This window comes from Amphritea atlantica, assembly GCF_024347255.1.
Lineage (GTDB): Bacteria > Pseudomonadota > Gammaproteobacteria > Pseudomonadales > Balneatricaceae > Amphritea > Amphritea atlantica.
In genome coordinates, this window is record NZ_AP025284.1 from 1,649,730 (window position 1) to 1,662,166 (window position 12,437).

Below are 12,437 nucleotides of genomic sequence, written 5' to 3' on the forward strand. Positions count from 1 at the left end.
TTAAGTGTAGCGCTGTCGGGGAGCCGTAGACAAGCAAAAGCCGCGTCACAGCGCGGCTTTGATAGCAGTAAGTTTGATAACAGCTGCTTTCGGGCAGATCAGAGATGCTCTTCAGCGTACTCCGCCAGTCTTGAGCGGAAAATGCCCTCCAGGTGGATAGTTGATGCGCCCTCGAAGTCTTTAAAGCGCTCCACGACATAGGTCAGACCAGATGTGAGTGGGGTCAGGTAGTTGGAGTCGATCTGTGCCAGGTTACCCAGACAGATCATCTTACTGTCCTTACCACAACGGGTGAGGATGGTTTTCAACTGTTGGGGTGTCAGGTTCTGTGCTTCATCGATCAGCACCACAGCATTCTGAATGCTTCGCCCACGGATAAAGTTGAGCGACTTAAACTGAATGTTGGCCTTCTCTATCGCGTATTTAACACTGCTCTGAGGCCGTTCATCACCTTCGTGCATCGCTTCCAGGTTATCGTGGATAGAACTTAGCCACGGAGTCATCTTCTCCTCTTCAGTACCTGGCAGGAAACCGATATCTTCGGCCACCGGAGGGGTAGAGCGGGTGACGATAATCTTGTTGAAGCGTCCCTCTTCGATCACCATCTCCAGGGCACAGGCCAGTGCGATCAGGGTTTTACCGGAGCCCGCTGCACCGTTCAGCAGACACAGATCGATATCCGGGTCCTGAATCGACTGCATGGCAAACGCCTGATAGATATTGATGGGGTGGATGCCCCAGCACTCCTGTTGCATCAGCTTATCGTAGCCAAGGTCGAGCAGCACAGTCTCTTCATGGCTGACTGAAACCACCCGTGCCGCAAAATCTTTTGAATCATCGTAAATATACTGACAGGGATAGGCATCCGGTAGCAGATCGGGATTGACCTTATGGTAGGTGTTAGGTCCTTCCTGATAGCTTTTAACCTGTTCGACTTTTTCCCAGAAGTTGCCTTCGATATGGTGATGGCCGGATGGCAGCAGATCCAGATCGGATACCAACTGGTCTTTGCGATAATCCTCAACCTTCTGAAGTCCCGCCCCCAGCGCCTTGAGGCGCATATTGATATCTTTGGTAACGAGGATGATCTCACGGTGTGGATCGCTGCCCTGCAGGTGCAGAGCGCAGTTAATAATATGGTTGTCGTTGTTTTTATTGTCAGGCAAAAAACCCTGACGGGTGGTGAGTTCGTGGTCGGGGAATATACTCAGTTTGCCCAGCCGGGTGGTGTCTTCGGTGCCGGGAACCTTAATCTGTACCCCTTTGAGTATCTGGGATGGGGTGGCGGCACTGAGAATCTTATCAATAGCTCTGATAACGTGGCGCGCTTCCTGCGCCACGCTCTGCTTGCGATCTTTGATGTTGTCCAGTTCTTCAAGAACTGTCATCGGTATAGCGACATCCTGTTCTTTAAATTCGTACAGGCAGTTAGGGTCGTGCAGTAAAACGTTGGTATCGAGGATATAGAGCTTATCAGCACTCATACAGGGGTTCCTTCTCGAGCCGACTCAGATGTTTACACAGTAACCGGTAAAAAAAAAACCGGCCTGTATAGTTAGTTAAGCAGAAGTTGGCGTAGGATAAAACCCACTTGTCACCATTTTTGAGGAGCAGGGTTGTGCAATATCAGAATATTGTGATTCTGACCGGTGCCGGAATATCGGCTGAATCAGGAATAAGAACATTTCGGGCGGCGGATGGTTTATGGGAAAACCACCGTATTGAAGATGTTGCTACCCCCGAAGCGTTTGCCCGCAATCCTGAGCTGGTTCATCAATTTTATAATCAGCGCCGGGAGCAGTTGCTGATGCCGGATATCCGCCCCAACCCAGCACATCTGGCGCTGGCAAAGCTGGAGCAGTACTTTAAAGGGGAAGTGCTGCTGGTAACCCAGAATATTGATAATCTGCATGAGCGTGCCGGTAGCCGCAATCTGATTCATATGCATGGGGAGCTGTTAAATCTGCGTTGTACTACCTCCGGTCAGGTGTTTACCCATCACAAACCGGTCGGGCCGGATGCCCGCTGTGGTTGTTGTGGTCAAATGGGCACCCTGCGACCGGATATTGTCTGGTTTGGTGAGATGCCGATGCAGATGGAGCTGATTTATGACGCCCTGGAAAGCTGCGACCTGTTTATCTCCATTGGCACTTCGGGGCATGTCTATCCCGCCGCCGGCTTTGTTGAAATTGCTAACAGTGTCGGGGCCGAAACAGTGGAGATTAATCTTGAGCCTTCAAAAAAACAGTCTGCATTTGATCGCCATATTTATGGTCCGGCCAGCCGCGAAGTGCCTCTGTTTGTTGAAAGTTTGATCAGTAGTTAATTCTTTTGTATCAAGGGGTTAATGGTGTAGTGTAGAAAATGTAACTATATTGTAACCTGAACTTTATATTTTTTAGACGGGTCCAATTGAAATGGAGGGACCCGTTAAGCCCTGTTTACGGCCGGGAACTGTTCCTGTGCTGGGGTATTGATCAGAGGGGCAGGACCATGATGACCGAACAATATGTAACCGCTAATATTACGCCACTGGATAGTCTGGATACACTTTCACCTTTTGAAGTTGCAAAACTACAGGACCGTAACCAGGCGGGATTATATCCCCTGTTTCGACAGTGTGCGCTGGCAGTACTTAACTGCGGGAGTGAAGAGGACAGTACCAAACAGGTGCTGGAAAAACATAAGAATTTTGATATCAGAGTCAGCCAGAAACACCGCGGTGTGCAGCTGGAGCTGATCAATGCACCCGCCAGCGCGTTTGTTGATGGGGAGATTATTCAGGGTATCCGCGAGCATCTGTTCTCTGTACTGCGGGATCTGCTTTACGTTGGCGATGAACTGGATAAGTGCTGTGATGGCCTGCAGGAGGGGGAACAGATTACCAATATGGTGTTTCATATTCTGCGTCACGCCAAAGCGATAGAGCCCCATGTGAAGCCGAATCTGGTGGTGTGCTGGGGTGGACACTCCATTGGTCGGGAGGAATATATCTACACCAAACAGGTTGGTTATGAGCTTGGCTTGCGTGGGATGAGCGTCTGTACCGGTTGTGGACCCGGTGCGATGAAGGGGCCGATGAAAGGCGCCACCATCGCTCATGCGAAACAGCGCATCAGCGATGCCCGCTATGTGGGAATATCTGAGCCGGGCATTATTGCGGCAGAGTCCCCCAATCCCATCGTCAACGAGCTGATCATCATGCCGGACATAGAAAAACGGCTGGAAGCGTTCGTCCGGTTGGGGCATGGCATCATTGTCTTTCCCGGAGGGGCGGGCACGGCAGAAGAGATTCTCTACATGCTGGGTATCCTGCTGCATGAACGCAACAGCACCTGTCCGTTTCCGCTGATATTCACCGGCCCTGAGGGGAGTGAGGTCTATTTCGAAACGGTGGACCGCTTTATCCGGTCTACCCTGGGGGACCGGGCGGCTTCACTGTATGAAATTGTGGTGGGCGATCCCTACGAGGTGGCGGTGAAGATGAAGGCGGGGCTTGAGCGGGTGACCATCTATCGTAAAGCGACCGGCGAATCGTTCCACTTTAACTGGCAGCTGTATATCCCTTCTGAATTTCAGCAACCCTTTGAACCGACCCATGAAAATATGGCGGCGCTTAATCTCAGCCGGGACCAGCCGGATTATCTGCTGGCGGCTACCCTGCGTCAGGCACTGTCCGGTATTGTTGCGGGTAATGTAAAAGCGCCGGGTATTCGTGCTATCGAGGAGTTTGGTCCATTTGAACTCACTGGCGAACCGGAACTGGTGAATGAGCTCGATGTGCTGCTGTCATCCTTTGTGCTGCAACGGCGTATGAAGATCGATTATGAGGAGTATGATCCCTGTTATCGTCTGGTCCAGGCGGAGATCGCCTGATTTCAGACCCTGTAAACGTTATCGTCACTGTCGGAGGAACAGATCGTCTGCTGGGTGAAACCGAGCAGATAATCGGGGCTGCCCGCCTTCGGACCGGTACCCGATAGCCCTCTTGATGCGAAGCGCTGCCCATGAGTATGGGCAGTGCTCTGATTGCGCCTGATAGTGATACTGGCGGGGCGCATCAGGTTACAGATCTGATCAATAGTCTGGTTATCCTGGGACAGAATGTTCAGAGACAGACCATAACTGGTGCGGTTTATCTCTTCCAGAATGCGGGTAAGGTTGTCGCTCTGGTAACGGATGATATGCAGAATCGGGCCAAAATGTTCCTCACTCAGTTCATCAATTGAGTGCAGACGAATCAGTGTAGGCGCAACAAAATAGCCACTATCGTGCTGTGTATCCAATTCTCCTTCATATATCAGTCGGCCATGTATCCTGCTGTGCTCTATATGCCCATGCAGGGCTTGCAGGGCATGGTTATCGATCACCGGTCCCAGATCAGTATCCGGTTCATCCGGGTTACCAGTCTTCAGGGTCATGATCGCCCCTGTCAGCATCGATTCCAGCTGTTCTGCGGTTTCCTCTGGCAGATAGAGCACCCGTAACGCTGAACCGCGCTGTCCGGTGCCGCTATACGCCGCTTCAATGGCATCTCTGACGATCTGCTCAGGTAGGGCCGTGTAGTCGGCAATCATTACCGTTAATCCGCTGGTTTCCGTTATCAGCGGGACGGGCTGGGGTTGCTCCCGTTGTGCCAGTAGCCGGGTTATAGAGGCTGCACTCTGATTTGATCCGGTGAAACTGATGCCGCTGAGGCGAAAGTCTTTAAGCAGTGATTCATTGATTGATTCACTGCTGCCGGGGAGCAGGGCGATAGCGTCTCTGGCAACCCCTGCATCTAATAATAACTGGGTTGCGCGATAAGCGATCAGAGGGGTGCTATTGGCGGGTTTGGCTATCACTGAATTGCCGGCCAGCAGTGCCGCAACGACCTGACCGGTTCCGATAGCCAGGGGAAAGCTCCAGGGGCTGATACAGACAAATATTCCCCGGCCGTGATAGCGCAGTGTCTGCTTTTCTCCCGCTATCGGTGGCAGTTGCTGTGGAGATAAACGGCTGAGGGCCTGTGCGGCGTATAAACGGCATAGTTCAACGGCTTCACGGAGCTCATCAATAGCATCGCGCAGGGGTTTACCCGTTTCACGGATGCAAAGAGCGATCAGCTCTTCACGATGCTGCTCCAGCAGGTCTGCGAAGTGGCGGATAATCGTTACCCGCTCGGATAGCGAGACCCTGTTCCAGCCAGTAAAGCCTGCTCTGGTGACTGCGTAGGCTTCGCGGACATCATCCGGGGTACTGGGAAACAGCTCTCCGGTTTGCCAGCTCAGATTAAAGGGGGAAAACCGGGCCTCCGGTGGCTGGGATCTGACTGGCTCGCCATTTATCAGCGGTGCAGCCAGCCATTGCTGGTCACGAAATGCATCGACCTTTTTCAGTAGTTGTTGGCGCTGGGATTGCGTGTCGATCATCACAGCGGCTGCGCTTATTTCGGCAGAAACGTCAGCTTCCGCACTTTCATTGACCGATAAACTTGTCGGAGCAACGGAGAGGTTGTTATGTAGCAGGCGATACAGATGTGGGGGCAGTTGCGCCTGAGAGCCAATGATTATGCAAACTCTTTGTGTCACCGCACTATTGGCGTTTTGCCGCTGGGTAAGCAGGGTTTCGCCAAGCCCCGGTTGTTGTTGCAGCTCAATGGGTTTAGTGCTTTGCTCGGCCAACGTTACTATCTGACCAAGGGTGTTGCTGTTGTGGCTGGCAAACTGTGGAGTAAGTCGGGGGCACTGATCCTGTAACAGATAGGCGGCGCATATCAGATAAGAGAGATCGGTTATTTCGGTACGGGTATAAACCGGATAATCCGCCAGCCCCTGCTGCCGCGCACGGGTTATCTCTGTGTCCAGATAACCACCTTTAACCAGCCTCACCGGAATATCTGTCTGTAGCTCCTGGGCAAGAAAGTTTAACCAGCCAAGGATCGGCAGGGCTCGTTTAGAGTAGGCCTGCACAGTCACCCCCAGTCCGCCCCAGCCGCAGCAAAGATCACTGCGTAGCAGGTTTTCAAAAACCTTCAGTGTCAGATCCACGTGGCAGGATTCCTCGGCTTCAAGAGTAATCGTGATATTTTCAGTGCGGGCGAGAATCAGCAGATGCAACAGCCTTTGCGTTACCTCTTCAATCACTGCAGGTGCTTTGAGGAGGGCGAAACGGGGGGTTAGTGCAGACAGTTTGACGGAAAGGGAGGGGGTAGCGCGGCAGTGGGGCTTCTGTGCTGATATCGCTTTGATCGCGTCCAGATATCGGTTCAGAGCGATTCTGGCTGCCTCTGCCGTGACCACCCCTTCAGTCAGCAGATGAAGACTGTAGGCGTAGTTTTCCGGAATCTCGCTAATCTGCGGGATACTGTCGCTGAAGATGATTCTCTGTCTCAGACGCGTGACGGTATCGCTGAGGGTGGTGCGGATAAAAGGATAATCGAACCGTTCAGCCAGTTGACTGAATATGTTGTGGGCCTGGATGGACACAGTGATTCTCTGCTGTCGGATAGCTTGCTTCCAGGTATGTGTCTGTTGTATTGCTGTGGAGTTTCGTTCAAAGAAAGGTTGCCCGTTAGCCGGGGTCAGCTTCTCCTCTATAAATCGCGTAATACTGTTTTGATCCGGCAGGTAAAGCAGTCTTTCGGCCAGAGAGGTCAGCGCGATCTGCTCATCACCGGTTAGTTTGTCAGCATCTTTCAGTTCAATGGGGCAGCACAGGGCTCCCTGCTGTATATCGTCAGTGACAAGCGCTCTGAGAGGGGGAAGCTGTAACTGCGCTGTCAGTTCTGTGAGCTGAGACTCCATCGTCGCTTCATCTGCACAGTAGTACGCCGGGATATTGTTCCACAGCTGCGCTGCGTTCCATTTAACCTGCTGATCTGTGAAATATAACGTGAGAGGAAACATAGGGAGCCTGTTGTCAGTGAATTAATTGAATGTCAGACAGAGCATAGCTTACCCGTATGTGATCCGTATCAGGTAGCCTGAAAATGGTGCGTGTATCGTTGCGCGTGGTCAATAGAAAAGCCCGCTGTTATGACGCAGCGGGCTTGGGTTAAAACAATGATGCGGGGGCGTTTCAGATTTTCTCAAACAGAGCAGCAATACCCTGGCCACCGCCGATACACATAGTCACGACCGCATAGCGACCACCACTGCGTTGCAGCTCATACAGCGCTTTTACGGTGATAATCGCACCGGTTGCTCCAATCGGGTGACCCAGCGAGATGCCGCTACCGTTGATGTTAACCTTCTCCAGCGGTAGTTCCAGATCACGACAAACCGCGAGTGCCTGAGCAGCAAAGGCTTCATTGACTTCCCAGACATCAATATCGCCAGTAGCCAGTTGATTGTCAGCCAGTAGTTTACGTACCGCTGGAACCGGCCCAATACCCATATATTTAGGTTCAACCCCGGCAAAACTGTATCCGACCAGCCGGGCCATCGGTTGTAAACCTTTCGCCTGAGCGGTTTCGGCGGCCATCAGTGTTACTGCTGCTGCTGCATCATTGAGGCCTGAGGCGTTACCGGCGGTGACACTGCCATCCTTTTTAAACGCCGGACGCAGTTTAGCCATATCATCGATAGTGCAGCCATAGCGCAGGTGTTCATCGGTATCAAACAGGGTAACGCCTTTGCGCGATTTCAGCTCAACAGGCACAATTTGCTCTTTAAACCGGCCCTCGGTGATGGCCCGTTCAGCATTGTTGTGGCTCATTACAGCCAGAGCATCCTGATCTTCACGGCTGATCTGCCACTTTTCAGCGATATTTTCCGCGGTAATACCCATGTGGGTATTATCAAACGGGCAGGTCAGCGCGCCTACCATTGCATCAACAATGGCGGCATCACCCATCCGCTGGCCAAAGCGGGCGGTTGGCATCCAGTACTGGGATTGACTCATCACCTCGGCGCCCCCGGCCACAGCCGCATCGCATACGCCCAGCTCAATCTGCTGTGTTGCGGAGATGATCGCCTGCAGGCCACTGCCACACAAACGGTTCATGGTGACCGCAGGGGTTTCAACCGGCAGGCCACCGTTAACGGCGGCAACCCGGCCCAGATACATATCCCGTCGTTCGGTATGAATCACGTTACCAAAGACGCTGTGGCCGAAATCTTCAGGTGCGGCACCGGAACGGGCGACCGCTTCACTGACGCAAGTGCTGGCCAGGTCGCAGGGCGTCTGTGATTTCAGGCTGCCACCAAAACCGCCAATCGCTGTCCGGACTCCGCTCAGTACGACTACTTCTCTCTTGCTCATAGTTGGATCCTGTATATTAGCTGTATGTAATTATTGTTATAGTTTGCAATGTAGTGCAGTCAGGGGGATAACATATCACCGGTCAGCACTAAAGGCTCTAGCCAATTAGTGAAACATTAATAACAATTTCGCTCGGCCATCTATTTTCTGAGAACAACTGATGCATTTGCTGTTTGATATCGTCATTCCTGTTTTTATCCTCATGGTGTTGGGCTGGGTTTCCCGGCGGTCCGGTTTACTGGAGGAGTCCAGCGCCGCAGCGTTGAACCGCTTTGTCTATTTCATTGCAGTGCCCGCTCTGATGTTTACCTCGACCGCTTCTGTTGATATAGCCTCGGTATTGCAGTGGAACTTCATCGCCGTGTATCTGGGGGGATCTGTGATCGCGGTTGGAGTTGCGTTTTTGGGCTGGAAAAAGATGCAGCTGTCGTCTCCTCTCGACTGGACTGTGGTTGCGCTGAACTCTGCCTGGGCCAACACCGTTTATATGGGTGTGCCGATCTTCTATTTTATCTTTGGTGAGCAGGGCACTTTACCAGTCATCATCGCAACACTGTCCAGTAATCTTATTTTTATACTGGTGCTGGCGGTGATGTCCGAGTTGCAGAACAGTGGGGGCGGTGTGCTGGGGAAACTGAAAACGTTGTTGTTACAGGGGCTGCTTAAAAACCCGGTTATGATGGCGCCGTTGTTGGGAATGCTGGTATCGGTGAGCGGCATAACACTACCGCCAATGGTGTTAACACCGATGCAGATGCTGGCTCCGTCTGCAGCCCCGGTGGCACTTTTTGCATTGGGGATATCCCTCAGCGGTCTGAAGGTCAGGGGCGGGCGTTTTGAATTAACCTGGCTGACAGTGGTCAAGCTGATAATACACCCTCTGGCAACCTTTGGTCTGGCGCTTCTGTTTGGTTTAGATCCTTTCTGGGGGGCTAGCGCGGTAGTGCTTGCCGGTCTGCCAACCGGGGCGATGGTGTTTGTGCTGGCGCAACAATACAACACCCGGATAATACTGTCCTCGGCAACGATTATGGTGACCACCCTGGTGTCATTGATTACCCTGGCTGTATTGCTGCCGTTGATGAAACAATGGGGTGGCTAGTAGCCCGTTAAAGAAAGCTGTTATGGAGAGCGATATGAAGTGTCATAAAGTGGATTATGAAATTATAGGCAATTCAATGCCGATGCTGGAGGTGGAGCTGGATCCGGGCGAGACGGTGATCGCAGAAGCCGGCTCCATGAATTATATGGAGGGGGATATCAGCTTTGAAACAAAGATGGGGGACGGCGCCGATCCTGAGGAAGGGGTGTTCTCAAAGCTATTCTCTGTCGGGAAACGGATGATCACTGGTGAATCTCTGTTTATGACCCACTTCTCAAACACAGGAGGTCAGAAACGCAAGGTTGCTTTTGCCGCACCCTATCCGGGGATGGTTGTTCCGGTGGATATGTCTCAGACCGGAGAGCGACTGTACTGCCAGAAAGATGCGTTTCTCTGTGCGGCTTTAGGAACCCGTTTATCAGTGGCGTTTTCCCGCCGGCTTGGGGCTGGTTTTTTTGGTGGTGAAGGCTTTATTTTGCAGAAGCTGGAGGGGGATGGAATGGCCTTTATTCAGGCCGGTGGTTCAGTGGTGAGAAAAGAGCTGAACAATGAAACCCTGCGGGTTGATACCGGTTGTCTGGTTGGCTTCAGTGAGGGGATCGATTATGACATTGAGATGGTTAAGGGGTTAAAGTCGATGTTCCTGGGGGGAGAGGGTCTGTGGCTGGCGACACTCTCCGGGACTGGCAGTGTCTGGGTTCAGAGTCTGCCGTTTTCCCGCCTTGCAGACCGCATTATCGCTGCAGCCCCTGCTATCGGGGGGGATGACAAGGGGGAGCGCTAGCCGCAGTGTGAGCCGTGTCAGCTAAATGTCATAAAGTGGTGTATTTTTGATGTCGTTTTTATGACTTTTAGCACCAATAAAGGTATATTTCACCGATATTTTTTATTGTAAATATTGGTTTGCCGGTCATGTTGCGTAAAAAGCTGGTTATTACATTAACAACTGCACGGGGATCGCGGCAGTATACTCTGGGCCAGTTGGCCAGGTATCTGCTTGCGCTGTTTCTGGTGATGTCGGTTTGTAGCTTTTTTGTCTCCAACCTGCTGCTGGTCAAAACCTCGGATGAACTGGACGATCTGGAGCAGGGGATTAATTCCCTGGCGAGCCAGTACGAGATGACTCTGGGGGCTCAGGAACTGCAAAAAGGCCAGCTCGATCAGCTCTCCACTACCCTGCAGGAGCTGAAGGTTGAGCGCGATCACTTACAGGAAGAGAACCTGCGTATCGGTGAGCTGAATGAAACCCTGGATGCCAGTCTCTATGGGCTGGAAGATCTGTTGGGTTTACCCCCCTCTGAAGAGATGACCTCTGACCGGGCCGATGCCCTGACTGTGATGACCAACCAGCGGCTGTTTTTTCTCAGCGTGCTGCCAAATGGTGAGCCGACGCAGGGAATCCGGATCACTGATGGCTTTGGTATGCGTATGCATCCCATCCACAAGAAACGGATTATGCACAACGGTATAGATTTTAAAGCCGATATCGGTACACCCGTTTATGCCACAGCCGATGGGGCGGTGGAGTATGCCGGGTTACATAAGCAGAGTGGTTTTGGCAAACTGATTATTCTGCAGCATGCGCTGGGGTTTAAAACGTATTATGCTCATCTGAGTGATGTCAAAGTTAAAAGCGGGACTTTTGTCAGCAAAGGGCAACTGATCGGTCTGACGGGGAATTCTGGTATCTCTACCGGCCCTCATCTGCATTATGAAGTTCGCTATCTGTTCCGACCCGTCGATCCGGCGCCATTTGTGGCCTGGAATATAAGCAATTTCGAATCACTGTTTTCAGAAGTAAAAGGTGTAAAATGGGCTTCTTTACGAAAAATGTACCCGCTAAATCAGGCGTTGCAAACGGCTCAGCAATAACTATCATAGCTGAAGGTAATAAGTTCAGTGGCGATATGAGTATTATCGGCCGGATGCATATAGACGGTACATTTGAAGGTAATATCTCCTCCCTGGATAATATCTCAATCGGTAAAAGTGGCCATGTACACGGCGTGGTAAAAGCCAATCATATTACGGTGTGTGGCCTGCTTGAGGGGGAAGTTGTCTGTGATGAACTGGAGATTGACCGCGGCGGCAAAGTTGTTGCTACGGTTATCAGTAAAGTAATGGCGATTCACCCGGAAGGCAATTTTATCGGTGAGCGACGTATGAAAGAGGTGGGTGTGTTAGAGCACACACCGCCGGTTGAGTCCGGTGTTGATGCAATTGATTCCCTGCCGGATAAAGTAACGATCAAAGCGGATAAGGAATCTGCCTGAACGATGTGTGAGCTGCTTGGCATGAGTGCCAATGTTCCAACCGATATCTGCTTCAGTTTCAGTGGACTGATGCAGCGTGGTGGGGAAACCGGCCCCCATAAGGATGGCTGGGGGATCGCTTTTTATGTGGGTAAGGGGTTGCAGACGTTTCATGATCCGGCTCCCAGTTGCCAGTCTGAAATAGCGAACCTGATTAAAAACCACCCTATCAAGAGTAAGACCGTCATCAGTCATATCCGTCAGGCGAATGTCGGTAGTATCTGTCTGGAAAATACTCACCCCTTTACCCGGGAACTCTGGGGTTATTCCTGGACCTTTGCTCACAATGGCCAACTGGACCCGAAACTGTTTGACCTGCCGCTGCATTACTATCACCCTGTTGGTACGACCGATAGTGAATATGCTTTCTGCTGGCTGCTGGGACAGGTAAGAGAGCGGTTTCCTCAGCGGCCGAAGAATTTCTCCGAGGTGATTGAGCTGATACATTGCTGCTGTGACCAGTTACGGGAGCTCGGCGTGTTCAATATGCTGATGACCGAGTCTGAGTATCTGCTGGCATACTGCTCAACTAAACTCTCCTGGATCACCCGGCGGGCCCCCTTTGGCAGGGCGCGCCTGACCGACGAAGAACTGACGGTCGATTTCTGCAAAGAAACGACCCCTAACGATATAGTAACAGTGGTTACCACCGAACCGCTGACCAATAATGAACATTGGCGTAAGCTGCAGACAGGCGAGATGATTGTTTTTCGCGAAGGTGTACAGCAACCTCTGAGTCGTTGTTTTGGTCACGCCTGATCTAAACCATTTTTTTAACT

At 51.8% G+C, this 12,437-nt stretch carries 10 protein-coding genes; 7 read left to right on the plus strand and 3 right to left on the minus strand.

What is annotated here, in order from left to right; translation table 11 throughout:
- Nucleotides 1–98 precede the first annotated feature (98 nt).
- On the minus strand, nt 99–1,484 hold the full coding sequence (locus tag OCU43_RS07480) for a PhoH family protein (protein ID WP_091352943.1): 1,386 nt from the start codon (nt 1,482–1,484) through the stop codon (nt 99–101).
- Between the two features lie 134 nt (nt 1,485–1,618).
- On the opposite strand from OCU43_RS07480, the gene cobB reads away from it, so the two are divergent.
- Nucleotides 1,619–2,326, plus strand: a complete 708-nt coding sequence (cobB, locus tag OCU43_RS07485; RefSeq protein WP_091352948.1) for a Sir2 family NAD+-dependent deacetylase — start codon at nt 1,619–1,621, stop codon at nt 2,324–2,326.
- Between the two features lie 167 nt (nt 2,327–2,493).
- A complete protein-coding gene (ppnN, locus tag OCU43_RS07490) occupies nt 2,494–3,876 on the plus strand; it encodes a nucleotide 5'-monophosphate nucleosidase PpnN (RefSeq protein WP_091352951.1) in 1,383 nt (460 codons plus the stop codon).
- Nucleotides 3,877–3,878: 2 nt separating this feature from the next.
- Here ppnN and OCU43_RS07495 read toward each other — a convergent pair whose 3' ends face one another.
- Together OCU43_RS07495 and bktB are read right to left on the minus strand one after the other, a co-directional pair.
- Nucleotides 3,879–6,887: a proline dehydrogenase family protein gene (locus tag OCU43_RS07495; RefSeq protein WP_091352954.1), complete on the minus strand. Its 3,009-nt coding sequence runs from the start codon at nt 6,885–6,887 to the stop codon at nt 3,879–3,881.
- Nucleotides 6,888–7,059: 172 nt separating this feature from the next.
- Nucleotides 7,060–8,244 (minus strand): beta-ketothiolase BktB, encoded by a 1,185-nt coding sequence (gene bktB, locus OCU43_RS07500; RefSeq protein WP_091352957.1) that lies wholly within the window; start codon nt 8,242–8,244, stop codon nt 7,060–7,062.
- A gap of 160 nt (nt 8,245–8,404) precedes the next feature.
- On the opposite strand from bktB, the gene OCU43_RS07505 reads away from it, so the two are divergent.
- The 5 genes from OCU43_RS07505 to OCU43_RS07525 all read left to right on the plus strand — a co-directional run bounded on the left by OCU43_RS07505 (nt 8,405) and on the right by OCU43_RS07525 (nt 12,417).
- A complete protein-coding gene (locus OCU43_RS07505; protein ID WP_091352960.1) occupies nt 8,405–9,346 on the plus strand; it encodes an AEC family transporter in 942 nt (313 codons plus the stop codon).
- A gap of 34 nt (nt 9,347–9,380) precedes the next feature.
- Nucleotides 9,381–10,130, plus strand: a complete 750-nt coding sequence (locus OCU43_RS07510; protein WP_091353893.1) for a TIGR00266 family protein — start codon at nt 9,381–9,383, stop codon at nt 10,128–10,130.
- A 128-nt stretch (nt 10,131–10,258) separates the two neighbouring features.
- The gene (locus tag OCU43_RS07515; protein WP_091352963.1) at nt 10,259–11,218 is read left to right on the plus strand and encodes a M23 family metallopeptidase; all 960 of its coding nucleotides are present in this window, start codon (nt 10,259–10,261) and stop codon (nt 11,216–11,218) included.
- On the plus strand, nt 11,158–11,619 hold the full coding sequence (locus OCU43_RS07520; protein ID WP_091352966.1) for a bactofilin family protein: 462 nt from the start codon (nt 11,158–11,160) through the stop codon (nt 11,617–11,619). The genes OCU43_RS07515 and OCU43_RS07520 overlap by 61 nt, the downstream gene beginning before the upstream one ends.
- Nucleotides 11,620–11,622: 3 nt before the next feature.
- Nucleotides 11,623–12,417, plus strand: coding sequence for a class II glutamine amidotransferase (locus OCU43_RS07525; protein ID WP_091352968.1), 795 nt, complete (start codon nt 11,623–11,625; stop codon nt 12,415–12,417).
- Nucleotides 12,418–12,437 lie beyond the last annotated feature (20 nt).